A 22,538-nucleotide genomic window follows, 5' to 3' on the forward strand; every position below is an offset into this window, starting at 1 on the left:
CCCCCGGCCCCTCCCGCAAGCGGGTGGGGAGAGAGTGAACCATTGCGACGCTTGTGTTACAGGGTGACGACGTTACCGGCGGCGACGCGACGTGCCGGTGCGGCGTAGAGCGACACCATCGGCTCGTCGTCGACGATCACCGTCTCGCCATTGGTGAAGCCATTGAAGCCGGTCCGCATCGCCGCGCCATACGCGCCAAGCATCCCGATTTCGATGTAATCACCCGCGCCGATGTCGGCAGGGAGCATGAACGGTCCAGCCATGTGATCCATGTCGTCGCAGGTCGGGCCGTAGAAGCTGAAGCCCATGTCGCGCGCATTCGAATCGGGCTCACGGAGCAGCCGCACCGGGAACTGCCAGCCGAGGTGCGCGGCATCGAACAACGCGCCATAGGCACCGTCGTTGATGTAGAGCTCGTCGCCGCGACGACGCTCGACGCGCACGATCAGCGAGCTGTATTCAGCGCACAGCGCGCGACCCGGCTCGGCCCAAAGCTCCGCCGAATAGGAAATCGGGAGGCTTTCGAACGCACGGTGGATCGTCGCGAAGTAACGCTCGAGCGGCGGCGGTTCCATGCCCGGATAGGACGAAGGGAAGCCCCCGCCGACATCGACAACGTCGACCGTGACGCCTGCCTCGACAATCGCGGCGCGCACACGCTCGATCGCATTGGCATAGGCCTCCGGCGTCATCGCCTGCGAACCGACATGGAAGCAGATGCCGAGTGCGTCCGCCGCCTGGCGGGCCGCGAACAACAGCTCCTTGGTCTCGCCCGGAGCGGCCCCGAACTTCGACGCGAGGCTCAGCTTCGAATGCTCCGACGACACGCGCAGCCGGACACACAGCGTCAGATCGGTCGCGTCATTGGTCGCGTCCATGATCTTCGCCAGCTCTTCGAGGCTGTCGAGCGAGAACACCCGCACGCCGTGCGTGTGATACGCCTCGGCAATCGCTTCGGGCGCCTTGACCGGGTGCATGAAGCACAGGGTCGCGTCGGGCAGCGTTGCCGCCACCAGCCGGACCTCGCCGATCGAGGCGACGTCGTAATGGGTGATGCCGCTGTCCCACAGGATCTTCAGCAGATCCGGCGAGGGATTTGCCTTCACCGCATACATCGACCGCCCCGGAAACTTCTCAACGAAGAATCGGGCGGCACGCGCAGCGGCGTGGGGGCGAACCAGCGTTACCGGCTGAACCGGACGCTGAGCGAGAGCAATTCCGATGGCGGAATCGAACGGGGTGCCAGCTAACCCCAGCGCGCTATGATGCTTGTGCAACTCAAGGGACCTCCAAGTGCCGTTAGGCAAACGTTGATAAAAGCTGCCTTGCGGTTGGAAGTCCCATGGGGCAGCGGAAGGCGCATGTAGGGTTGAAGTCTTAAGGTGTAAATAAGTTTCTGGGGGCTCCGCGAAGTTTTTATGACAATTTTGCGACAACCGACCCGCGCAGGGGTCCGTGATGCTGCGGCCAAGGTCGCGCGGGTAGTGCCCTTTTCACCCATGTTCACGCATCCGATCAATGGGATAGAGGTTGCTTTCAAGGCCGAATGCCTGCAGCCGATCGGTGCCTTCAAGCTGCGTGGCGCATGGCATCGGCTCACCGCAATTGCGCCTGAACAACGCTCCTGCGGGGTTGTCGCCTTTTCGTCAGGCAATCATGCGCAAGGCGTCGCATGGGCCGCCAAGAAGCTCGGCATGCCCGCGCTAATCGTGATGCCGAGCGATGCCCCGGTCGCGAAGCGCGACGGCACGCTCGCGCTTGGTGCTGAGATCGTCACTTACGACCGGGCGACCGAATCGCGCGAGAAAATTGCCGCTTCTCTGGCGGCGGCGCGAGGGGCTGTGTTGGTGCCGAGCTTCGACGATTCGTGGGTGATCGAAGGGCAGGGCAGCTGCGCGATCGAGGCGGCGGCGCAGATGGAGGCGCTCGGGCTTGGCATGCCGCAGGCGGTTGTCGTGCCGTGCGGGGGCGGCGGGCTGGCAGCAGGCATCACGCTCGCGCTGCCCGAGGCGCGGATCACTGTCGTCGAGCCCGAAGGGTGGGACGATATGCGGCGATCGCTCGAGGCGGGGTGGATCGAGCCAGTCGGCCCCAATCCGCCGCCAACCGCATGCGATTCGCTCCAGACGCTTGAAGTGTCGCCGCTGACGTTCGATGTGCTGTCGCGGCGCGGGGTGGAAGGGGTGGCGGTCAGCGAGGCCGAGGTGCGCGCCGCGCAGCGCTGGGCGGCGAGCCGACTGCAACTGGTAGTGGAGCCAGGTGGCGCGGTGGCGCTGGCGGCGCTGCTCGCTGGCAAGACTGCGGCATGCGACGGGATGTTGGTGATTTTGTCGGGTGGCAATGTCGATCTGGCGGCCTATGCCAAAGTGCTGGGCGAAGCGGCATGACTCCGCAGGTCAGCGGCACTGCGGGGGCGTTGCTGGCGCTTACGATGCTGGGCGCTTTCGCCTGCGCCATCGGCGGCGGCCTGATGATCGCCCAGGGGCGGGATCGGCGAAAGGGGACGCTGCTACTGGTGATGGCGATAGTGCTGGTGGGGAATGTGCTGGTTTTGACGATGTAGCGCACCGTACCAAGCCGACTCCTAAGGGCGTCGGCAAAGCCGCCGCCGTCGGTCGGGGCTGCGCCCCGCCGGCCGTGGTTCGCCGCGCGACGCGGATTAGCTGCGCTAATCCGCTCGGCGAACCTCACTTAATCGGCGAATTCGGATCCAGCCGCATATCCAGATAGTTATCGACACTGCGCATCAGCTCGGGCATTTCTTCCTGGAAAAAATGGTTCGCGCGCGGGATCACGTCGTGGTGGATCGTGATGTGGCGCTGGGTGCGCAGCTTGTCGACGAGCTTCTGCACCGCGCTTGGCGTCACCACTTCGTCGCCATCGCCCTGGATGATGATGCCCGACGACGGGCACGGCGCGAGGAACGTGAAGTCGTACATGTTGGCGGGCGGCGCGATCGAGATGAAGCCGCGAATCTCCGGGCGGCGCATCAGCAGCTGCATCCCGATCCACGCGCCGAAGCTGACGCCCGCGATCCAGGTGGTCGAGGCTTCGGGGTGGATGCTCTGCACCCAGTCGAGCGCGCTCGCCGCGTCCGACAGCTCGCCGACGCCATTGTCGAAAGTGCCCTGGCTCTTGCCGACGCCGCGGAAGTTGAAGCGCAGCGTCGCGAACCCGCGCCGCTGGAAAGTCCGGTAAAGCTCCTGCACGATGCGGTTGTTCATCGTGCCGCCCGAACTCGGGTGCGGGTGCAGGATCATCGCGACCGGCGCGCGCGGGCGCGGCGGCGGCGCGAAACGGCCTTCGAGACGGCCGTCGGGGCCGGGGAAAATCACTTCGGGCATGGTACCTGCTGACGTGAATGCAAAGGCGCACATGGCGCGCGGGATGCGCGGCTATATAGGAACTGGGTCGCTTGGCGCAATCATTCTGGCGGGCTAGGGGTGCGCGCGTGGAAAAGCGCATCTACCTCGATCACGCCGCGACCACGCCGATGCGCGCCCAGGCAATCGCGGCGGTGGCCGAAGCGATGGCGCGCTGGGCGAACCCGTCGTCGCCCCATGCCGAGGGTCGCGCGGCGCGGGCGGCACTTGAGGAAGCGCGGGCGCGGATCAAGGCAGCGCTCGGCTGGACCGGCGAACTGATCTTCACCAGCGGTGCGAGCGAAGCGCTGTGGATCGCGCTGAACCGGTCGAAAGTGGAACGCCGGATCGTCAGCGCGGTGGAGCATGAAGCGGTTTTCCGCGCAGCACCGGGGGCGGAGGTGCTGCCTGTCCTCGGTCGGGACGACACCGCGAAGGGCGAGCCCGACGCAGACTTTCTGGCGCGCTATCTCGCCAAGCCCGGCAGGGCGATCGTCGCGATCCAGTCGATCAATTCGGAGACCGGCACGGCGCTGACCCCCTATGGCGCGCCGCCTGCGATCGCTTTGGTGCGCGAAGCGGGAAGCATCTTGCTGAGCGACTGTGCGCAATTGGCCGGGAAGGGCGCGTTGCCCGATGCCGACATGATCGTCGTGTCGGCGCACAAGCTCGGCGGGCCGCCGGGTGTCGGTGCGTTGCTGGTGCGTGATCTGGCAACGCTGGAGCCGGTCGGCGGGCACGAGTTCGGCTATCGGATGGGCACCGAGAATCTGCCCGGCATCCTTGGCTTTGCCGCCGCGCTCGAAGCCGGATCGGTTGATGACTGGCCAACGAGTGCCGAGCAGCGCCTCGATTTCAAGAACGCGATCTGGCGCGTCGGCGAAGTCGTGAGCCCCGGCGTGCAGTGCGCGCACATCTACGCGATCGCCATGCCGCACCTCTCCGCCGCCGCGCAGTTGATCCGCTTCGACGCCATGGGGTTCGCCGTTTCCGCCGGCAGCGCCTGCTCTTCCGGCACGCTCAAGCGCAGCCGCGCGCTCGAAGCGTTCGGCGTCGACGAGGATACCGCGTCGCGCACGATCCGCGTCAGCTTCGGCTGGAACACCACGCCCGCCGAGATCGACGCCTTCCGCGAAGCCTGGCTCGAAGTCGCCCACGACGCGGCAAGGCGGGCAGCATGATCTACCTCGACTATCAGGCGACGACGCCGCTCGCACCCGAAGCGCTCGACGCGATGTTGCCGTGGCTGCGCGACCAGCACGCCAATCCGCATTCGTCGCACGCGCCGGGCAGGGCAGCGAAGGCAGCCGTCGAGGTCGCGCGCGCGCAGGTCGCGGCGCTGCTGCCGCCCGGCGGCCGTGTGGTCTTCACCAGCGGCGCGACCGAGGCGCTCAACTGGGCGATCAAGGGGACGACGGGCGGCATCGTCACGATCGCGACCGAGCATGCCGCCGTGCTCGACACCGTCGAGGCTGAGGGGCGGGCGGGGCGCGCGGTGGCCATGCTGCCGGTCGGCGGCGACGGGCTGGTCGACATGGACGCGGCGCGCGCTGCGATTTCGCCCGGCGTCGGGCTGGTGGCGGCAATGCTCGTCAACAACGAGATCGGCGTGATTCAGCCAATCGCCGCACTCGCCGCGCATGCGCATTCGGCTGGTGCGCTGATGCTGTGCGATGCCGTGCAGGGCTATGGGCGGGTGCCGATTCCCGAAGGCTGCGACCTGATCGCGCTGTCCGCACACAAGATTCACGGCCCCAAGGGCATCGGGGCGCTGTGGATCCGTGACGGCGTAACGCTCGCGCCGCTGCTGCATGGCGGCAATCAGGAAGGCGGGCGATCGGGCACGCTGTCGCCCGCGCTTTGTGCCGGGTTCGGTCGCGCCGCAGCATTGATGGCCGCGCGGCAGTCCGAAGATGCGGCCTATGCCGCGCGGCTTTGGAAACTTGCCATCGACCGGTTCGGTGCGGGCTGGACGATCAATGGCGCGATCGACCACCGCTACCGCGGCAATCTCAACATCCGCCGCGACGGGCTCGACGTCGCCCGGCTGATGAGCGACTGTCGCGACATCGCCTTTTCGGCGGGGTCGGCCTGTGCCAGTGGCTCGGGCCGTTCGAGTCACGTCCTGCGCGCGCTGGGCTTGACCGAAGCGCAGGCGCGGTCGAGCATCCGCATCGGTTTTGGGCGTTACACGCATGAGGACGATTTGATCACCGCCATCGACCGCATCACTGCCGCCGCCGATGTCCAACAGGTGTTGGCGTGATCCGTGTGCACTTCATCGGAGTCGACGGCACCGTGCGCGAAGTGGCGGCGCAGCCGGGCGACCGTTTGCTCGACGTCGCGCAAGCCGATGGCCAGCCGCTCGAAGGGACGTGCGAAGGGCAGATGGCCTGTTCCACCTGCCATGTCATCGTCGCTGCCGATGATTTTGCCCGGCTGAAGCCCGCGCGCGAGGAGGAAGAGGATATGCTCGACCTCGCTGCCGGCGCCACCCGCACCAGCCGGCTGGCCTGCCAGATCTGGCTTGACGAGACGCTTGACGGGCTGACGGTGCGCATCCCCGCGGAAACGCGAAACATGCAGGGGCGCTGATCGCTCAGGCGGTGATCGCGGGGTCGATGTTGGACAGTAACTTGATCGTAACGCTCGACTCGCCCATATGCAGCGCGGGAGTCGGGCGGACGTAGCCGTCGCCAACCTGGTCAGGTCCGGAAGGAAGCAGCCACAACGATTTTCGCTGCGGGTCGTTCCGGCTCCCACCGCGCAGCGCGCATGTGCGCAGCAAAGCTGCCCACAAGACGCGCCAGCGCGGCCGGCGGGCCAAAGGTCCCGTCCGACGACGCGGCTTTGCCGCGGCGCCCAGCCAACCCACCAACACCCCCTTCGACATCGGTCGCCGACATGCCTAGATAGCGGGCAATGTCCGACTCCTCCAACCTGCCATCCTTCGATCTCGGCGAGCCGCCCCAGCCGGTGCGGCAAGAAGCCTATCGCGTGCTCGCCCGGAAATACCGGCCGCAGAATTTCAGCGCGCTGATCGGGCAGGACGCCATGGTCACGACACTCGGCAACGCGATCAAGCGTGGGCGGCTGGCGCATGCCTTCCTGCTCACCGGCGTGCGGGGCGTCGGCAAGACCTCGACGGCGCGGCTGATCGCAAAGGCACTCAATTGTGTGGGACCTGACGGGCAGGGTGGGCCGACCATCGACCCTTGCGGGGTGTGCGAACCGTGCCGCGCGATTGCCGAAGGCCGTCACATCGATGTCATCGAAATCGACGCCGCCTCGAACAACGGTGTCGACAATGTCCGCGAGATGACCGAGGCTGTGCGCTACGCGGCGGTATCGGCGCGTTACAAGATGTACATCATCGACGAAGTCCACATGATGTCGAAGCCGGCGTTCAATGCGCTGCTCAAGACACTTGAAGAACCGCCGCCGCATGTGAAATTCCTGCTCGCGACGACCGAAGTCGACAAGGTGCCGGTCACCGTGCTGTCGCGCTGCCAGCGGTTCGATCTGCGCCGGATCGGCGCCGACAAGCTGGCCGCGCATTTTGCAGAAGTGTGCCGTCTTGAGGGCGTCGAGGCCGAACCCGAAGCGCTGGCGCTGATTGCCCGCGCAGCGGAAGGCAGCGCACGCGATGGGCTGTCGATTCTCGACCAGGCAATCGCGCATGCCGGCATGGCTGGAGGCGGGGTCAGCGCGGAGGCCGTGCGTGACATGCTCGGCCTGTCGGATCGTGGCGCCACCCGCGCGCTCTTTGCCCTGTTGGTGGCGGGGGACGGTCCGGGCACACTTGCCGCGCTCCGGCGACAATATGATTTGGGAGTCGATCCGCTCGCAATCCTGCGGGCATTGCTTGAGACCGTGCACGGTGTGACGCTGGCGAAGCTCGGGACGCCCGCTGACGCCGCGCAATCGGTCGAGGAACGTACTGCCGTCGCGGATTGGGCAGCGACGTTGTCCTTTGCCGCATTGCACCGGCTTTGGCAGCTGCTGCTCAAGGGCCATGACGAAGTCGCGCGCGCGGCCATGCCGATCGAGGCAACCGAGATGGCGCTGTTGCGGGTGATCTATGCCGCGAGCCTGCCCGATCCGGGCCAGCTCGTGCGGCAGCTGTCGTCCGGCGAAGGCGCTACGCCCGCCGCCACGCCGGCATCCCTGGCACCGTCGGCGGCCCCCGCCGAACCGCAGGCCACGCGACCCGCGCCGCAGAGTTTCGACGCGGTGCTGGCGTTGCTCGACGACGCCCGCAAGGTCGGCTTGGCCGAAAAGCTGCGGTTTACCGCTCGCCTCGTGCGGTTCGAACCCGGCAACATCGTGTTGAGCGCGTCGAGGCCAGTGCCATCCGAACTGGTGCGCGAGCTTGCCGATGCCTTGCGCGACCTGACCGGGGATGTGTGGCGGGTCGGGCTTGATGAGGCTCCCGGCGCGCCGACCTTCCGCGAGACCGAAGCGGCAGCGCGCGCGGACGAACTCGAAAGCGTCAAGCGCGCACCGGTCGTCGCGGCAGCCTTGCAAGCCTTTCCTGATGCCGAAATCACGGGCTGGGAATTCAACAAACGGAGTGAAGCATGAAGGGCATCGAAGACATGCTGGCCATGGCCCAGAACGTCCAGGCCGAACTGGCCAAGGCGCAGGCCAATCTCGACACGATCGAAGTCGAGGGCGTGGCCGGCGGTGGGCTCGTCAAGGTGCGCGCGTCGGCGAAGGGCCGGATCATTGCGGTCGATATCGACCCGTCGCTGCTGGCGCCGGCGGAGAAGCAGATGGTCGAGGATCTGGTTGCAGCCGCGATCAATGATGCCCGCACCAAAGCGGATGCAGCATCAAGCGCGGAAATGGCCAAGATGACGAGCGGCCTGCCGCTACCGCCCGGTTTCAAGCTGCCGTTCTGATACCGAACGTTCGCGTCAAGTCGACGCGCGCGCGGATGCGGCCTACGCGATCAGCCAACGTTCGATCGGTCTAGCGCAGACAGGCATCGAGCCCGTCGTTGCGCACCACCCCGGCACGGCGCGTGATCGCATTGCCGTGCCGACGCGTGAAACCACGCGGGGCGATCGCTGCACGCTTCTTGGGTAGCGGCAGTACTGCGGCGATCCGCCCAGCCTCGGCCGGCGTCAAATGGGTTGCATCATGGCCGAAATAGCGCCGCGCTGCTGCATCCACGCCATAAGTGCCGATGCCGGTTTCGGCGATGTTGAGATAGACCTCCATGATCCGGCGCTTGCCCCAAAGCGCTTCGATCAGGACGGTGAACCAGGCTTCAAACCCCTTGCGGACAAAGCCGCCGCCCTGGAAAAGAAATGCATTCTTGGCGGTCTGCTGGCTGATCGTCGATCCGCCGCGCAGGCGACCGTCGCGCTGCGTGCGGGCATAGGCCTTGATGATCGCTTCATAATCGAAGCCGTTGTGCAGGCAGAAGCGGGCATCCTCGCCCGCGATTGCCGCCCGCGCCATATTGGGGTCGATCCGTGACAGCGGGACCCAGCGCTTTTCGATGCCATGGCCACTGATTGCGTCGCCGATCATCGTGAAGGTGATCGGCGGCGCCACGAAGCGATAGAGGCCGACCCACAGCACCGAAATCACGACGAAGCCGGCGATCGACCAGCATATCCAGCGAAGAATGCGCGCCATCATGCCGTACCGGCTCGCACGAAGCGGCGGGGCCTTGCAAGCCCCGTCCGCTGCCGTAACGATCAGGCCGTCAGCAGCCGACCATCGCCTGCAAGCCGCATCATGGCCTTCTGGAGTTTTTCGAACGCGCGGACCTCGATCTGGCGCACGCGCTCGCGGCTGACGCCATAAACCTGGCTCAGTTCCTCGAGCGTCTTGGGATCATCGGTCAGGCGGCGTTCGGTCAGGATGTGCTTCTCGCGCTCGTTCAGGCTTTCCATCGCCGACACCAGCATTGCGTGACGCACATCGGCTTCCTGCGCATCGGCCACCACCGCATCCTGCAGCGGCGCATCGTCGGCGAGCCAATCCTGCCACTGGCCTTCGCCATCCTCGCGCATCGGCACGTTGAGGCTGGTGTCCCCGCCGAGCGCCATGCGCCGGTTCATGCTCGCGACCTCGGCCTCGGTGACGCCGAGATCCTTGGCGATCTTCGCCAGATCCTCGGGCCGCAGATCGCCGTCCTCGAACGCGTCGAGCTTGGCCTTCATCCGGCGCAAATTGAAGAACAGCTTCTTCTGCGCGGCGGTCGTGCCCATCTTCACCAGCGACCAGCTGCGCAGGATGAATTCCTGGATCGACGCGCGGATCCACCACATCGCATAAGTCGCGAGGCGGAAACCGCGATCGGCCTCGAACTTCTTCACGCCCTGCATCAGGCCGATATTGCCTTCCGAGATCAGCTCGCTGACCGGCAGGCCATAGCCGCGATAGCCCATCGCAATCTTGGCGACGAGGCGGAGGTGCGAAGTCACGAGCTGCGCCGCCGCTTCGGTGTCGCCATGCTCCTCGAAGCGTTTGGCGAGCATATATTCCTGCTCGGCCGACAGGATCGGGAATTTCTTGATCTCCGCGAGATAGCGGTTGAGGCTAGCCTCACCACCGAGTGCCGGAATCGTCGCCGGGACGTTGCTGCCGCCTGCCATGATCAGAAACCCTTTCTTGTCGGACGAGGGGTCAGGCACGACAGAAGGCCGCGCTGCATGCTCGTCTGCTTAGTCACCGAGTGTATCCAAAAGTTCCTGCATATCCGCAGGCATTTCGCTTTCGAACGACAAAGCGATACTTGTTACTGGATGAATGAACCCCAAACGCGCGGCGTGCAAGGCTTGCCGCCGGAAATTGATCGTTTCCAGCAATCGCCGCTGCGTACCCGCAACTTTTGAATAAACCGGGTCGCCGAGCAGCGGATGGCCGATCGAGGCCATATGCACGCGCACCTGATGCGTCCGTCCCGTTTCGAGTCGGCACTCGACCAGCGCAGCGTCGCGGAGCGCGCGCAGCTGGCGGTAATGCGTAACCGCGCGCTTGCCCCCGGCCACGATCGCCATCTTCTTGCGATTGGCGGGCGATCGCGCGATCGGCGCATCAACCTTGCCGTCAGCCGGGTTGAGTCGCCCGGTGACGATCGCACGGTAACGCCGGTCGATCGAATGCGCCGCGAACTGGCGCGCGAGCCCCTCATGCGCCACGTCCGACTTGGCGGCGACGATCAGGCCCGACGTGTCCTTGTCGATGCGGTGGACAATCCCCGGCCGCGCGACTCCGCCGATCCCGGACAATTGCCCCGCGCAGTGGTGGAGCAGCGCATTGACCAGCGTGCCGTCGGGATTTCCCGCCGCCGGATGCACGACCAGCCCGGCCGGCTTGTCGACCACGATCAGATGCGCATCCTCATAGGCAATGCTGAGCGCGATCGGCTGGGCTTCGTTGCCCAGCGGCGCGGGCGGGGGCAGCGCGACGCTGAACGCCTGCCCGTCGAGCGCCTTCTTCGCCGGATCGATCATCGTCCGCCCGCTGGCGTCGGCGACCTGGCCGCTCGCGATCAGCGCCTTGACGCGCTCGCGCGAGAGTTGCGGCACCATCTCAGCAAGCGCACGGTCAAGACGGAGGCCCGATGCGCCGCCACCGATCCGCACTTGAATGATTTCGCCCCCACGGTCCATTGTCGCGCTGATATGGATGCGGTGCCCCGGATATCAAGCGCCCTGATCGCCGAACTGATGTGCGCGGCGGGCGAGCGATCGGGCCGCGCGGAAGCGCCTGACCGGGTCGACGAGAAGTGCGGCCTGTTATGGGGCCACGGATGCGACATTTTGCGCGCCGAACCAGCGACCAATGTCGCCGGCGATCCGTTTACGACCTTTGAGATCGACCCCCGCGCACTGCTGGCAGCGCACCGGGCGGCGCGCTCGGGGCAGGGGATGGCGCTGCTCGGCTATTATCACACGCACCCGTCGGGTGACGCCATGCCGTCGGTCACCGATGCCGCCGGAGCCGCCCCGGACGGGAAATTCTGGCTGATCGCGACAGTCGATGAGGTGTTGCTGTTCAGGGCCGTCGCTGGCGGCGCCCTCCACGGTCGGTTCGACAGGCTCGCGTTCGAGTTGGTGGTTGGCAAGCAGGCATCCGAAGGGGTAGGCGACATGGGTGTGCGCAACGGTCGCCATGATGGAGACGATGTTTGACGATTAGCCCGGTCGATTTTGCCAGCCTGCTGTGCTCGCGCCTGTGCCACGATCTGCTCAGCCCGGTCGGCGCGCTCAACAACGGGCTTGAGCTGCTCGCCGACGAGACCGACCCCGAAATGCGCGCGCGCTGCCTAGAGCTACTGAGCGAAAGCGCGCGCGCATCGGCCAACAAGCTCAAATTCTTCCGGCTTGCGTTCGGTGCGGCGGGCGGATTTGGGGAGACGATCGATTCGCGCGAGGCACGCGCGGCGATCGAAGGGCTGTTCGGCGACAATCACCGCGTCAAGCTCGGCTGGCTTGTCGAGGACGCCGTCCTGCCCAAGCCGGCGATCAAGGTGCTGCTCAATCTCGCGCTGATCGCGGGCGATGCGCTGGTCCGTGGCGGGCAGCTCGATATTGGGGCTGAGACACGCGGCAACATGGTCGAGATTGTCGTGCGCGGCGACGGGCCGCGGATCGTGCTCGACGCCGAATTGCGCCGCGCGCTGGAGGGGACGAGCGCCGACGCTGTCATCACCCCGCGCGCCGCCGCTGCCTTCCTCGTCCATGCGCTCGTCGCCGAGAATGGCGGGACGCTGCAGGTTTCGGCCCCCGATGCCGAAGTGCTGCTGTTCGGGGTGGCATTCAAGCTGGGGTAGGGGGTTCCACGGCATCGTCGGTCGGCAGTGTCTCGACTGCCACATTGCCGCCGATCCGGGCAGCGGGATCGATCAGCGCGGTCGGGTGAATCGTCATAACCAGTCACTTTACCCCCCCCCAACATGGTGCGTCGAGGGGTGTTCCCCCGGTCGCGCCGGAAATGCGCTTGGCTAATCGGGCATTTGGGTGGCGCGGTCGCGCTCGGGCTAACGCGGCCTTAACCGTTCGGACGGCATGGTCGCCACGATTAGGTGGAGCCCCATGGACGATCTGCTGCAGGAATTCATCGCCGAAACGCGCGAAACGCTCGAGGCGTTGTCGGGCGAGATCGTGATGTGGGAAGCCGATCCGTCGGACCGTCAGCGGCTGGATGCGATCTTCCGCTTCGTGCACACCGTGAAGGGGAGCTGCGGATTCCTCGACCTGCCGCGCCTCAGCCGGTTGAGCCATGCCGCCGAAGACGTGCTGGCGGCGGTACGCAGCGGTGATCGTGTGCCCGACACGGCACTGGTCAATGCCGTGCTCGCGATCGTCGACCGCATCGGCGAAATCATCGAAGCAATCGATGTCGGCACCGCGCTCGACGATTCGGGCGAAGATCTGCTGATCGCGGCGCTGGCCGAGGGGGCAAATTCATCCGCGGTCGCGGGCGTCGAGGCGGTTGCCGCATCCGGCAGCCAGGCAGGGCGCAGCGCAAGCCGTTCGGTTCGTCTGAACGTCGACCTGCTCGACCGGATGATGAGCGGCATGTCCGACATGGTGCTTGCCCGCAACGAACTCGCGCGGCGGTTGCGTGACGAAGCGATCGACCCGACGATCGAATCGGCACTCGAACGGCTTTCGCTGACGGTCGCGGAAATGCGCGATACCGTCACCCGGACGCGGATGCAGAAGATCGATGCGCTGTTCTCGGCATTGCCGCGGATGGTCCGCGATACCGCGGCAGAGCTCGGCAAGGCCGTGTCGCTGACGGTCGAAGGTGCCGATGTCGAACTCGACCGCGAGATGATCGAGATGATGCGCGACCCGCTTGTCCACATCATTCGCAATGCCGTCGATCACGGCATCGAATCTGCCGCCGAACGGATTGCCGCAGGCAAGCGCGAGACGGGGCGTCTGGTAGTGGCCGCGCGCCAATCGGGCAATCAGATCATCATCGAAATTGCCGATGACGGGCGCGGGATCGACGTCGACCGGCTGATCCGCAAGATCGCCGCCAATGGCGATCGCAGCGAGGCGCAGCTGCGGGCCTTGTCGGAAACCGCCAAGCTCGATCTGATTTTTGAACCCGGCGTCACCACCAAGACCGAAGTGACCGCGATTTCGGGGCGCGGTGTCGGCATGGACGTGGTCCGCGCCAACATCGAGCAGATCGGCGGCCGGATCGCGCTCAGCAACACACCGGGCAAGGGGCTGGTGATCGCCATCCACGTGCCGCTGACGCTGTCGATCATCTCGACGATCGTGGTCGGCGCCCACGGGCAGCGGTTCGCGATCTCGCGCCAGTCGATCGAGGAAATCGTGACCGTGCGCGGCGATGCCGTGCGCGTCGACATGCTGGGCGACACGCCGATCGCCAATGTCCGCGATCGCCGCCTGCCGCTCGTGTTTCTGTGCGCCACGCTCGGCATGAGCGAGGCCATGCCGCAGCCGCAATTGCTGGCGATCGTGAGCGTTGCCGGCGGCAGCTATGCGCTCGCCGTCGAAGAAGTGCTCGATACCGAAGAGCTCGTCATCAAGCCCGCCCCGCCAGCAGTGATGGCGACCGGCCTTTACGCCGGGCAGACGTTGCCTGACAGCGGCCGGCCGATGCTGCTGCTCGATTGCGCGGGCATTGCGACGGCGGCGGGCCTGCAATTCGGCCGTGCGGCCGTGGTTGAGGATCCGGTCGCGGACGTCGCGCCGGTCAAGGTCGCCGACTCGGCATTGCTGTTTGTCGATCTGGATGGCGTGCGCCGGGTTGCTCGGCTCGCTGCCATCGACCGTGTCGAGCCGGTGCAGGCAGACGCGATCCGCTTCTCGGCGGGCAAGCTACGGCTATCGGTCGGCGATGCCATCGTCCCGCTCGCGACCGTGCTGGCGGATGATGCCGTGCATCAGATTTTCGACCGTCCCGAAGTGAGCGTGCTGCGCATGGCCGACGGACGCAGCGAAATCGGCTATGTCATCGCCGAGGCAATCGACATCGTTGCGCTCGACCATGAGGTGATGCCGGCGGACAAGCCAGCGCTGGTTGCCGGGGTCACCTCGATCGACGGCGATCAGGTCGAAGTGCTCGACATGCACTGGATTTTCTCGGCCTGCGCCGATCCCGGCAAGCACATGCGCGCCGAGCCGCCGCTGTGTCTGCTGGCGGGGGCGGAACTGGGCTGGATGGACGCGTTTCTGCGGCCCGTGCTCGAAGCATCGGGCTATCGCGTCGTCACCTCGCCGGACCCGGATCAACCGGTGGCGGCTGTCCTCGCGATGGCCGAGGATCATGCGCTTCCTGCAGCGGGCGCGCCCGTGGTCCGGCTCCGCCGCGAAGTATCGGGCGACGGTGACAGCATCTATCGATACGATCGCGCCGCGCTGCTCGAGGCGCTCAGCGCGCGCTGTGCAAGGGCAGGTTGATGGCGGACCTTTTTCTCATCGCCCGCATTGCCGGTCGCACGGTCGCCATCGATTCGAACCAGGTCGATTCAGTGGTCGACATCGGTGAGATCATCCCGGTGCCGCGCGCCGGACGCGAAGTGCGCGGGCTGGCGGCACTGCGCAGCCGCGTGGTTACGGTAATCGATACGTGCGCCGCGCTCGGCCTGCCTACTTCCGATCTGCCGACCGCGCGCGCCGTGATCACGCTGGTCGACGGGCATCATTATGCGGTGCTGGTCGATTCGCTCGAGGATGTCGCGCCGTTCGCAACGCTGCCTTTTGCGGCTGGCGTCGCGCTCGACGGCGGCTGGGCGCGATTGGCATGCGGTGTGGTCGAACGCGATGGCGACGCGGTGCTCGCCATCGATCTCCGGTCACTCATTCCGGGTCAACTGGTCGCGGAATAACGCGCAGGATTAACGCTATGATCATGCTTTTACGGCATTGATGTCATGATATTTCAACGGGGTGCCACTTCATGAAAACCTGCCTTGTGGTCGATGATTCGAAGGTAATCCGCAAGGTTGCGCGGCATATCCTGGAAACGCTCGACTTTTCGGTGACCGAGGCTGGCGACGGGCAGGAGGCGCTCGATTCGTGCCTCGCTTCGGCGCCCGATGTCATTTTGCTCGACTGGAACATGCCGGTGATGAGCGGCATGGAATTTCTCCGCGCATTGCGTGACAGCAAGATGAGCCAGCGCCCGAAAGTGGTGTTCTGCACTACCGAAAACGGCATGGCCTATATCCGTGCGGCCATCGAAGCCGGTGCCGACGAATATGTCATGAAGCCGTTCGACCGCGAGACGCTCGCGAGCAAACTCCAGATTGTCGGCATGGCCTGATTGCGCGCGACAGGAGCCGCATCATGGCCGCCAAGCCCCAAGCTCGCACGATTGCGGACCTCCCGCGACCGCCTGCGCGGATACTGATAGTCGACGACTCGGTTGTCGCACGCGCGGTGATCGGCAAAATGATCGAAGCCAATCGGAGCTTCGTGGTTGCCGGCGCCGTTTCCGATGCACAGGCTGCGCTCGCGTTTTTGCGCGCGCACCGGGTCGACATCATTCTGCTCGACATCGAGATGCCCGGCATCGACGGCCTGACGGCGCTGCCCGACCTGCTGTTGGCGGGGCAGGGTGCGCGCATCATCATCGTATCGTCGTCATGTGCCGAGGGGGCCGCCGCGACGATTCAGGCGTTGACGCTGGGTGCTGCGGACACGCTGGTGAAGCCCAGCATCGGCAATCTGGTCGGCAAGTTCAGTGAGCTGCTCGAAGAAAAGCTGATGCGGCTGGCCGACGGCGATGATCGCTTCTGGCCTGCCCCATCCGATGCCGCCGCCGCTCAGGCCAGTGCCAATGATTTCGACGTCGTCGCGATCGGCGCATCGACCGGCGGCATCCATGCGCTCAGCCAGTTGCTGCGCGCGATTCCGGCAAGCTTTCAGGTACCGATCCTGATCACCCAGCATCTGCCGCCGGCCTTCATGCCCTATTTTGCCGCGCAGATCGCGGTGCTCGCCGGGCGTCCGTGCGACGTTGCGGTCGAACATATGAAAGTTCAGCCCGGCCGCATCATCGTGGCGCCTGGCGAAGCCCATCTTTGTTGCGGGCGCGTGGCCGATCAGGTCACGGTGCGACTGTCGAACGCCAAGGTTGCCAGCGGTTGCATGCCATCGGTCGACCCGATGTTCGAAAGCGTCGCGAGCACGTTCGGCGCGCGCGCGCTCGGCGTCGTGCTGAGCGGCATGGGCCGCGACGGCGCGGCTGGCGCGCATCACCTCGCGCTCAGCGGTGCGGCCGTGGTCGCGCAGGACAAGGCAAGCTCGGTAGTTTGGGGCATGCCGGGTGCAGTGATCAATGCCGGCGTCGCGCATGCTGTGATGCCGCCCGACGCGATCGGCCGACTGATCGCCCTCCAGCGACGCCCGTCATGATCGGCGCGGACCGGCTCCAGCCCAAGCAGACAGCGGCGATGGCCGTGCTGGCGGGTTTGCTCGAAGCGCGCACCGGCCAGCGGATCGCAGCCAACCGGACGTGGCGGATCGAAACCGCGCTCAAGCCACTGCTGCGCGAACGTGGTTTCGAGTCGCTCGATCATCTGGTCGCAGCGCTGGTGCAGGATCATGGCGGGTCGATCAGCGACGCGATTATCGACGCCCTGCTGAACCAGGAAACATCCTTTTACCGCGATGCCGGTGTGCTCGAAGCGGTGGCAGCAGCGGCCGACGCGATGTTAGTCGCCGTTCCGGGCCGGCGCCCACGAATTTGGTCGGCCGCTTGTTCATCGGGACAAGAGCCGCTCTCGCTCGCAATGATTTTTGCCGAACGCAGCCTTCGCGAGGGCGGCCTTGAGCCTGAGATTCTGGCAACCGATGTCTCCGATAGTGCGATCGCCCGCGCCCGCGCTGGCCGCTATTCGCAATTCGAGATTCAGCGCGGCTTGCCCGTGCGGCGGATGATCAGCTGGTTCGACGCGGTCGGCAGCGAATGGGTCGCCAAGCCCGAGCTGGTCAGGCGCGTAACCTATCGCCGCCACAATCTGGTCGGTGAGGCGCCGCCGTCGGGCCAATTCGACTTTATCCTGTGCCGCAACATTCTGCTCTACCTGTCGCCGACGCTGCGCCAGCAAGTGTTCGAGCAGCTGGCCCGCGCCATCCGTGCCGACGGCCTGCTTATCCTCGGCGCGGGCGAAACCGTCATCGGCCAAAGCGACCTGTTCGTGCCCTCGGCCCGTGCCAAGGGCCTTTACGAGCCTGCGCAAGCGGGATTGTGCCGGCAGCGCGCCGCTGGCTGAACCCGCGCGCGATTTCGCGCTTTACCATCGCCCGCATTTTGGGCACCCCATGCACAACGGCCATGTCGAAGCCGTCGTGGGGAAGTGATGCGGGCAAGTCGATCGTCACAAATCAAGTGGCTGAGGCCATAGCGCGGGCATGGCTGCCGATATTCCCGGGCTCAACATCATCGCGGCGCCATCGCCCAATTTCGATGAGCGCACGCAGCCGGTAACGATGATCGTCCTGCACTATACCGGCATGCAGGACGGACCTTCCGCAATTGATCGGCTACGCGATCCCGAGGCGAAGGTGTCGGCGCATTATGTCGTGGCCGAAGATGGCGTCACGTTGCGGCTGGTCGATGAGGACAAGCGCGCCTGGCACGCGGGCAAGTCGCATTGGCGCGAATGGGACGATGTCAACGACGTCTCGATTGGCATCGAGATCGTCAATCCGGGGCATGAATTTGGCTATCGGCCGTTTCCCGACGCGCAGATCGCCTCCGTGATCGCGCTCGTCGACTCGATCAAGCAGCGGCACGGCATCACGCGCGGCAATATCGTCGGACATTCCGATGTCGCCCCGGCCCGCAAGCGCGATCCCGGTGAGCTATTCCCTTGGCATTCTCTTGCCCGGTTGCGCCTCGCCCTGCCGCGACCGACCAAGAATCTGATGGATCCCGGCTGGAGCGAAGGCGGCTTTCTGCTTGCGCTCGAGCGGTTCGGTTATGACGTCCGCGATCCGATGGCGGCGATCATGGCGTTCCAGCGCCGCTTCCGGCCTGAGTTGATCGACGGCGAGGTCGATGCCGAATGCCGGATGATCCTGCTGGCCTTGCTGTTGCCAAAGCCCCAGGGCGACGACTAAGGCGTCTGGGCCAGAGGATCGGGCGGCCGCGGGTGCTTTGCACGCGAGGAAAGTCCGGGCTCCACGAGACAACGGTGCCGGATAATGTCCGGCGGGGGCGACCCCAGGGAAAGTGCCACAGAGAGCAGACCGCCCCGGCGCCAAGCCACGGGTAAGGGTGAAAGGGTGCGGTAAGAGCGCACCGCGCGGCTGGCAACAGGCGCGGCACGGCAAACCCCACCGGGAGCAAAACCGAATAGGGGCGGCGCGGGGCTTCGGCCTCAGGGCGCGTTTCGGCCCGTCGCCCGGGTTGGTTGCTTGAGCCGTTCCGCAAGGATCGGCCTAGAGGAATGGTCGCCTATCCCTGCAAGGGGTGGACAGAACCCGGCTTACAGATCCTCTGGCATTTCCGCTGTCTCACTGCGCATCAATACGCGCTCAGGCGCCGGCACCGAATCGAGCGCGGTTTCGGAATCGATTTCCATCAACGGTTTGATGTGCCCATCGCGGATGTCATAGACCCAGCCGTGCAGGAACAGGTCCTGCCCCTGCGACCAGGCGGTCTGGACGATTTCGGTCCGCGCGAGCCGCACGAGCTGGTCACGGACATTGACCTCGACCAGACGATTGACACGCTCCTCGGCGGTGTCGTGGCCCATCACTTCGTGCTGATGGGCATTCAGCACTGCGCGCGCGCCTTCGAGCCAGCGATCAACCGGCCCTGTCGTTCCGCCTTCGATCGTCGCCGTGATGCCGCCGCAGCCGTAATGACCGCAAACAATGACGTGCCGGACCTGCAGCACGGCGACAGCATATTGGAGCACCGACATCAGGTTCAGGTCATCGTCGCTAACCAGATTGGCGACGTTGCGGTGGATGAACATGCCGCCCGGCGGCGTCATCGTCATCTGCTCGGGCGACACCCGGCTATCCGAACAGCCGATCCACAGGAAGTCAGGGCGCTGCCCGGCCACTTGCCGCTCGAAGAACTTCGGGTTCTCGTCGGTAAGCTCGGCCGCCCAAGCCTTGTTGGCGAGCAGAAGCTGCTTGTACTTTCTCATGCGAAGCGAACCTCATAGGCGGGGGCCTTGATCATCGGCGCTGTCCGGTCGGCAATGTCGCCACGCACCAGCACCTTGATGTCGCGGAATGCCGCGCCCTTGATGAAGGCGTTGATGATGTCGATGTTGTCGAGATCGACATAATTGGTCGACGACAGGTCGATCAACAGATTGGCATTGTCGGGCACGCGCGCGAGTGCCTGCTGCAGTTCATATTTGTGGATGAAATACAGGTTGCGCCGCGCGCGGATCAGGCAGTCATCGTCTTCGCAGGCAAAAGTGATCGCTGTTCGAAAATTCCGCGCGATGACAAAAGCGAAGCCGACCGCAAGGCCGATGACAATGCCGATCAGCAGATCGGTGAACAGGATCGCGACAACGGTGACGACAAAGGGAATGAACTGGCTCCATCCCTGACGATAGCGTTCGATGAACAGCTTCGGCTTGGTCAGCTTGTAGCCGGTCGCGATCAGCACGGCGGCAAGTGCGGACAGCGGGATCTGGTTGAGGACGGCGGGAATCAGGGCGACCGACAGCAGCAGCCAGAAGCCATGCATGATCGTCGAAGCCTTGCTTTCGGCTCCCGCATCGACATTGGCCGACGACCGGACGATTACCGACGTCACCGGCAACCCGCCAAGCAACCCCGAGACGATATTGCCGCCGCCCTGCGCCAGCAGTTCGCGGTTCTTGTCGGTGGTGCGGCGGCGCGGGTCGAGTTCGTCGACGGCCTTAACGCTCAGCATCGATTCGAGGCTCGCGACGATCGCTAGCGTTACCGCCGTCGTCCACAGTCCCGGCAGCGCAATCGCTGAAAAGTCTGGGAAAGTCAGCAAGCCGGCGAATTCGGAAAAGCTCTTGGCGATCGGCACCTGGACGAGGTGCTTCGTGCCTAGCTGCCACGCGGGCTGGACGATGCCGAGCAGCAGATTGCCGACGACACCGATGATCACCACGATCAGCGGACCGGGCACGAAGCGCAGCGGACCTTCCTTGGGCTTCGCCTTGTCCCACCAGAACAGGAAAATGAGGCAGGTGAGGCCAATGAGCATGGCGCCCGGGGTGATCGCGCGCGTCAGGCTCGCCCACAGCGTCATCAGCGTATTGCTGCCATCGCGCGCGAAAAACTCGAAGCTGCCTTCGTAATCGGCATCATAGCCGATCAGATGCGGCACCTGCTTCAGGATCAGGATCAGGCCGATGGCCGCCAACATGCCCGTGATCACCGATGACGGCACGAATTCGGACAGGATGCCCGAACGCGAAAAGGAAAAGCCGACTTGGATGATCCCGCCGATTACCACGGCGGCGAGGAAAACTTGGTAGCTGGGCAGCGATTCGATCGCTTCGAACACGATCACGGTGAGGCCGGCCGCCGGTCCGCTGACCGACAGCGGCGACCGCGAAATAATGCCGACAACGATGCCGCCGACAATTCCGGCGATCAGGCCGGAAAACAACGGCGCACCCGACGCGAGCGCAACGCCGAGGCAGAGCGGCAGCGCGACCAGCGAGACGACGATCGAGGCGGGCAAATCGCTGCGCCAACTGGTTCTGAAATCGGGTGGTTGGCTCACGGTTCGACCTCTTGATGCTTGCAAATCAGCTTCTGGCTGGGGGGCGGCGTATTGCAATAGCGCAATGTTGATGAATGTCTATCGCGCGACCCACCTGGATCTGTCGCCCGGGACGAGCGGAGCTCTGGCTAAGGCCAGTACCGAGCATTTACCAGCGGGAATCTTGATCGTCTCGCGGGTTGGACGGGTTGCACTCGGCGGAGTGCGGTCTATGTCGGCGGCATGGCACGCGGCGGACGATCGGTTGATTGGGGCTTCCCCCGGTGGCGCGGCTATGGCGCGTCTCGCGACGCGGTCGAGGTACGCCTGTGCGATCGGCACGGCTGCAAAGAACCTGGCCGTTGCCCGGCGCCGAAATCACCCAACAGTCCCGAACGCTGGTATTTCTGCGAAGCTCACGCTGCCGAGTATAATGCTGGTTGGAATTATTTCGAAGGCTTGAGCGCCGAGGAGGCTGCCGCGCGCGAGGCCGAAGAGACACGCGCCGCCGACGGTTTTGCCGAGGCGCGCCACTATGGCTGGGCAGGGCCGGGCGACGGCAGCCGGTCGCGCGATGAAATGCGCGCGCTCGAAGTGCTCGAGCTGGCGGCTGACAGCAATTTCGACGCCGTGCGCGCGGCCTGGCGACGGCTCGCCAAGGCCAATCACCCCGATGTGCGCCCGGGTGACTCCGAGGCGGCAAAGCGGTTTCAGGCCATTCAGGCGGCGTATGATGTGCTGCGCGTCGCCGAGGAAAACCGCCAGTGGAAGCCGGATTGAGCAGGCTCGTCAAAGCCGATTGGGAAACCGCGATTCTCGTTTGCGCCAAATGCTCCAAGCGACTGGACGGCGGGTTCGGTAAAAAGGGCAAACAGCGGTTGGCGAAGGCGCTGAAGGCCTATCTCGGCGTCAAGCGCTTCCGCAAGGCGCGTGTGGGCGTGGTTGAGGTCAAATGCCTTGGCGTTTGCCCGCGCGGCGCGGTGACCGTGGTCAACGCCGCCGACCCGGCGCGCTGGCGGCTGGTGGCAAAGGACGCCGATCTCGCCGCAGTGGCCGCCGAATTGGGGATCGCTCCTCAGGCGGCGTAGCGGGCTGCCGTCTCGCGGATCAGGGCGATCATGTTCGGAATGCCCTGTGTCCGGTTTGAACTGAGCTGCGCCTTGAGATCGAAGGGCGCGAGTGCCGCTTCGATGTCGGTCGCCAGAATCGCCGCGGCTGGTTGATCCTGAACCGTCATCAACACGAGCGCGATAATTCCCTTGGTAATTGCGGCGTTGCTGTCCGCCAAAAAGTGCAATGTCCCGTCATCGCGGCGCATCGGGTAAACCCACACCGCTGCCGAACAACCGCGCACCAGCGTGGCCTCGGTCTTGAGCGCGTCGGGCATCGGTTCGAGCCCGCGCCCCAGGTCGATCAGCAGCCGATAGCGGTCGTCGGCATCAAGGAAATCATACTCGTCGTGCAGGTCGTGAAGCTGGGCCATGGCTGGCCCGCTAGCGG

At 65.3% G+C, this 22,538-nt stretch carries 24 protein-coding genes, 2 other RNA genes and 1 pseudogene; 19 read left to right on the plus strand and 8 right to left on the minus strand.

The features are described from left to right. Nucleotides 1–56: 56 nt before the first annotated feature. Nucleotides 57–1,277, minus strand: a complete 1,221-nt coding sequence (locus tag AX672_RS14450; RefSeq protein WP_082730570.1) for a decarboxylase — start codon at nucleotides 1,275–1,277, stop codon at nucleotides 57–59. Between the two features lie 141 nt (nucleotides 1,278–1,418). On the opposite strand from AX672_RS14450, the gene AX672_RS14455 reads away from it, so the two are divergent. Together AX672_RS14455 and AX672_RS14460 are read left to right on the plus strand one after the other, a co-directional pair. Then, the gene (locus tag AX672_RS14455) at nucleotides 1,419–2,387 is read left to right on the plus strand and encodes a threonine ammonia-lyase (protein WP_066652348.1); all 969 of its coding nucleotides are present in this window, start codon (nucleotides 1,419–1,421) and stop codon (nucleotides 2,385–2,387) included. Continuing rightward, entirely contained in the window at nucleotides 2,384–2,563 is a 180-nt protein-coding gene (locus tag AX672_RS14460) for a hypothetical protein (RefSeq protein ID WP_066652350.1), read from the plus strand. Before AX672_RS14455 ends, AX672_RS14460 begins: the two co-directional genes overlap by 4 nt. A 124-nt stretch (nucleotides 2,564–2,687) precedes the next feature. On the opposite strand, the gene AX672_RS14465 is transcribed toward AX672_RS14460, so the two are convergent. Then, a complete protein-coding gene (locus AX672_RS14465; protein ID WP_066652352.1) occupies nucleotides 2,688–3,344 on the minus strand; it encodes an alpha/beta hydrolase in 657 nt (218 codons plus the stop codon). 107 nt (nucleotides 3,345–3,451) lie between these two features. Between AX672_RS14465 and AX672_RS14470 the strand changes: the two genes are divergently transcribed. The 6 genes from AX672_RS14470 to AX672_RS14495 all read left to right on the plus strand — a co-directional run bounded on the left by AX672_RS14470 (nucleotide 3,452) and on the right by AX672_RS14495 (nucleotide 8,266). Next, nucleotides 3,452–4,543: a cysteine desulfurase family protein gene (locus tag AX672_RS14470; protein ID WP_168727496.1), complete on the plus strand. Its 1,092-nt coding sequence runs from the start codon at nucleotides 3,452–3,454 to the stop codon at nucleotides 4,541–4,543. Next, nucleotides 4,540–5,628, plus strand: a complete 1,089-nt coding sequence (locus AX672_RS14475) for a cysteine desulfurase family protein (protein ID WP_066652354.1) — start codon at nucleotides 4,540–4,542, stop codon at nucleotides 5,626–5,628. Before AX672_RS14470 ends, AX672_RS14475 begins: the two co-directional genes overlap by 4 nt. Next, nucleotides 5,625–5,957, plus strand: coding sequence for a 2Fe-2S iron-sulfur cluster-binding protein (locus tag AX672_RS14480; protein ID WP_066652355.1), 333 nt, complete (start codon nucleotides 5,625–5,627; stop codon nucleotides 5,955–5,957). Before AX672_RS14475 ends, AX672_RS14480 begins: the two co-directional genes overlap by 4 nt. A 74-nt stretch (nucleotides 5,958–6,031) precedes the next feature. Then, an RNA gene (ffs, locus tag AX672_RS14485) (signal recognition particle sRNA small type) lies at nucleotides 6,032–6,128 on the plus strand. Between the two features lie 156 nt (nucleotides 6,129–6,284). Then, nucleotides 6,285–7,946: a DNA polymerase III subunit gamma/tau gene (locus tag AX672_RS14490; protein WP_066652357.1), complete on the plus strand. Its 1,662-nt coding sequence runs from the start codon at nucleotides 6,285–6,287 to the stop codon at nucleotides 7,944–7,946. Beyond that, nucleotides 7,943–8,266 carry a YbaB/EbfC family nucleoid-associated protein gene (locus tag AX672_RS14495; protein WP_066652359.1) on the plus strand — a complete coding sequence of 108 codons (324 nt, stop codon included), beginning with the start codon at nucleotides 7,943–7,945 and terminating at the stop codon, nucleotides 8,264–8,266. Before AX672_RS14490 ends, AX672_RS14495 begins: the two co-directional genes overlap by 4 nt. 70 nt (nucleotides 8,267–8,336) lie before the next feature. Here AX672_RS14495 and mtgA read toward each other — a convergent pair whose 3' ends face one another. The 3 genes from mtgA to AX672_RS14510 all read right to left on the minus strand — a co-directional run bounded on the left by mtgA (nucleotide 8,337) and on the right by AX672_RS14510 (nucleotide 10,996). Next, entirely contained in the window at nucleotides 8,337–9,011 is a 675-nt protein-coding gene (gene mtgA, locus AX672_RS14500) for a monofunctional biosynthetic peptidoglycan transglycosylase (protein WP_066652577.1), read from the minus strand. A gap of 62 nt (nucleotides 9,012–9,073) precedes the next feature. Then, nucleotides 9,074–9,976, minus strand: a complete 903-nt coding sequence (gene rpoH / locus AX672_RS14505) for an RNA polymerase sigma factor RpoH (RefSeq protein ID WP_066652362.1) — start codon at nucleotides 9,974–9,976, stop codon at nucleotides 9,074–9,076. Nucleotides 9,977–10,045: 69 nt separating this feature from the next. Beyond that, nucleotides 10,046–10,996, minus strand: coding sequence for an RluA family pseudouridine synthase (locus tag AX672_RS14510; protein ID WP_066652364.1), 951 nt, complete (start codon nucleotides 10,994–10,996; stop codon nucleotides 10,046–10,048). 12 nt (nucleotides 10,997–11,008) lie between these two features. On the opposite strand from AX672_RS14510, the gene AX672_RS14515 reads away from it, so the two are divergent. The 9 genes from AX672_RS14515 (at nucleotide 11,009) to rnpB (ending at nucleotide 18,829) form a co-directional block, all read left to right on the plus strand. Then, nucleotides 11,009–11,518, plus strand: coding sequence for a Mov34/MPN/PAD-1 family protein (locus AX672_RS14515; protein ID WP_231731375.1), 510 nt, complete (start codon nucleotides 11,009–11,011; stop codon nucleotides 11,516–11,518). Continuing rightward, nucleotides 11,515–12,159, plus strand: coding sequence for a histidine phosphotransferase family protein (locus AX672_RS14520; protein ID WP_066652366.1), 645 nt, complete (start codon nucleotides 11,515–11,517; stop codon nucleotides 12,157–12,159). Before AX672_RS14515 ends, AX672_RS14520 begins: the two co-directional genes overlap by 4 nt. A gap of 262 nt (nucleotides 12,160–12,421) precedes the next feature. Continuing rightward, the gene (locus tag AX672_RS14525; protein ID WP_066652367.1) at nucleotides 12,422–14,773 is read left to right on the plus strand and encodes a chemotaxis protein CheA; all 2,352 of its coding nucleotides are present in this window, start codon (nucleotides 12,422–12,424) and stop codon (nucleotides 14,771–14,773) included. Continuing rightward, nucleotides 14,773–15,201, plus strand: coding sequence for a chemotaxis protein CheW (locus tag AX672_RS14530; RefSeq protein ID WP_066652368.1), 429 nt, complete (start codon nucleotides 14,773–14,775; stop codon nucleotides 15,199–15,201). The genes AX672_RS14525 and AX672_RS14530 overlap by 1 nt, the downstream gene beginning before the upstream one ends. A gap of 71 nt (nucleotides 15,202–15,272) precedes the next feature. Further along, on the plus strand, nucleotides 15,273–15,638 hold the full coding sequence (locus tag AX672_RS14535) for a response regulator (protein WP_066652369.1): 366 nt from the start codon (nucleotides 15,273–15,275) through the stop codon (nucleotides 15,636–15,638). A gap of 23 nt (nucleotides 15,639–15,661) precedes the next feature. Continuing rightward, nucleotides 15,662–16,732, plus strand: a complete 1,071-nt coding sequence (cheB, locus tag AX672_RS14540; protein ID WP_202189345.1) for a chemotaxis-specific protein-glutamate methyltransferase CheB — start codon at nucleotides 15,662–15,664, stop codon at nucleotides 16,730–16,732. Next, on the plus strand, nucleotides 16,729–17,592 hold the full coding sequence (locus AX672_RS14545; protein ID WP_231731376.1) for a CheR family methyltransferase: 864 nt from the start codon (nucleotides 16,729–16,731) through the stop codon (nucleotides 17,590–17,592). The genes cheB and AX672_RS14545 overlap by 4 nt, the downstream gene beginning before the upstream one ends. Nucleotides 17,593–17,731: 139 nt before the next feature. Further along, a complete protein-coding gene (locus tag AX672_RS14550; RefSeq protein WP_066652371.1) occupies nucleotides 17,732–18,442 on the plus strand; it encodes an N-acetylmuramoyl-L-alanine amidase in 711 nt (236 codons plus the stop codon). Between the two features lie 10 nt (nucleotides 18,443–18,452). Continuing rightward, an RNA gene (rnpB, locus tag AX672_RS14555) (RNase P RNA component class A) lies at nucleotides 18,453–18,829 on the plus strand. 146 nt (nucleotides 18,830–18,975) lie between these two features. Here rnpB and AX672_RS19135 read toward each other — a convergent pair. Beyond that, nucleotides 18,976–19,482, minus strand: a pseudogene (locus AX672_RS19135) (carbonic anhydrase); the annotation flags it as partial. After that, complete coding sequence (locus AX672_RS14565; protein ID WP_066652373.1) at nucleotides 19,479–21,059, minus strand: SulP family inorganic anion transporter; 1,581 nt, start codon at nucleotides 21,057–21,059, stop codon at nucleotides 19,479–19,481. The gene AX672_RS14565 and the pseudogene AX672_RS19135, both read right to left, overlap by 4 nt. A gap of 222 nt (nucleotides 21,060–21,281) precedes the next feature. Between AX672_RS14565 and AX672_RS14570 the strand changes: the two genes are divergently transcribed. Continuing rightward, nucleotides 21,282–21,818 carry a J domain-containing protein gene (locus tag AX672_RS14570; RefSeq protein ID WP_066652374.1) on the plus strand — a complete coding sequence of 179 codons (537 nt, stop codon included), beginning with the start codon at nucleotides 21,282–21,284 and terminating at the stop codon, nucleotides 21,816–21,818. Then, nucleotides 21,815–22,126, plus strand: coding sequence for a (2Fe-2S) ferredoxin domain-containing protein (locus tag AX672_RS14575; RefSeq protein WP_168727497.1), 312 nt, complete (start codon nucleotides 21,815–21,817; stop codon nucleotides 22,124–22,126). Before AX672_RS14570 ends, AX672_RS14575 begins: the two co-directional genes overlap by 4 nt. On the opposite strand, the gene AX672_RS14580 is transcribed toward AX672_RS14575, so the two are convergent. Continuing rightward, nucleotides 22,114–22,521, minus strand: a complete 408-nt coding sequence (locus AX672_RS14580; RefSeq protein WP_066652378.1) for a SufE family protein — start codon at nucleotides 22,519–22,521, stop codon at nucleotides 22,114–22,116. The two genes, AX672_RS14575 and AX672_RS14580, sit on opposite strands and share 13 nt — an antisense overlap. Nucleotides 22,522–22,538 lie beyond the last annotated feature (17 nt).

Origin of the sequence: Sphingomonas sp. CCH10-B3 (genome assembly GCF_001556185.1) — a bacterium.
Lineage (GTDB): Bacteria > Pseudomonadota > Alphaproteobacteria > Sphingomonadales > Sphingomonadaceae > Sphingomonas > Sphingomonas aquatica.

Coding starts and splice junctions, on each gene's coding strand:
- AX672_RS14455 (WP_066652348.1), top strand. CDS start 1,419: ATGACAATTTTGCGACAACCGACCCGCGCAGGGGTCCGTGATGCTGCG.
- AX672_RS14460 (WP_066652350.1), top strand. CDS start 2,384: ATGACTCCGCAGGTCAGCGGCACTGCGGGGGCGTTGCTGGCGCTTACG.
- AX672_RS14465 (WP_066652352.1), bottom strand. CDS start 3,344: ATGCCCGAAGTGATTTTCCCCGGCCCCGACGGCCGTCTCGAAGGCCGT.
- AX672_RS14475 (WP_066652354.1), top strand. CDS start 4,540: ATGATCTACCTCGACTATCAGGCGACGACGCCGCTCGCACCCGAAGCG.
- AX672_RS14490 (WP_066652357.1), top strand. CDS start 6,285: ATGTCCGACTCCTCCAACCTGCCATCCTTCGATCTCGGCGAGCCGCCC.
- AX672_RS14495 (WP_066652359.1), top strand. CDS start 7,943: ATGAAGGGCATCGAAGACATGCTGGCCATGGCCCAGAACGTCCAGGCC.
- mtgA (WP_066652577.1), bottom strand. CDS start 9,011: ATGGCGCGCATTCTTCGCTGGATATGCTGGTCGATCGCCGGCTTCGTC.
- rpoH (WP_066652362.1), bottom strand. CDS start 9,976: ATGGCAGGCGGCAGCAACGTCCCGGCGACGATTCCGGCACTCGGTGGT.
- AX672_RS14510 (WP_066652364.1), bottom strand. CDS start 10,996: ATGGACCGTGGGGGCGAAATCATTCAAGTGCGGATCGGTGGCGGCGCA.
- AX672_RS14515 (WP_231731375.1), top strand. CDS start 11,009: ATGGATGCGGTGCCCCGGATATCAAGCGCCCTGATCGCCGAACTGATG.
- AX672_RS14525 (WP_066652367.1), top strand. CDS start 12,422: ATGGACGATCTGCTGCAGGAATTCATCGCCGAAACGCGCGAAACGCTC.
- AX672_RS14530 (WP_066652368.1), top strand. CDS start 14,773: ATGGCGGACCTTTTTCTCATCGCCCGCATTGCCGGTCGCACGGTCGCC.
- AX672_RS14535 (WP_066652369.1), top strand. CDS start 15,273: ATGAAAACCTGCCTTGTGGTCGATGATTCGAAGGTAATCCGCAAGGTT.
- cheB (WP_202189345.1), top strand. CDS start 15,662: ATGGCCGCCAAGCCCCAAGCTCGCACGATTGCGGACCTCCCGCGACCG.
- AX672_RS14545 (WP_231731376.1), top strand. CDS start 16,729: ATGATCGGCGCGGACCGGCTCCAGCCCAAGCAGACAGCGGCGATGGCC.
- AX672_RS14550 (WP_066652371.1), top strand. CDS start 17,732: ATGGCTGCCGATATTCCCGGGCTCAACATCATCGCGGCGCCATCGCCC.
- AX672_RS14570 (WP_066652374.1), top strand. CDS start 21,282: ATGGCACGCGGCGGACGATCGGTTGATTGGGGCTTCCCCCGGTGGCGC.
- AX672_RS14580 (WP_066652378.1), bottom strand. CDS start 22,521: ATGGCCCAGCTTCACGACCTGCACGACGAGTATGATTTCCTTGATGCC.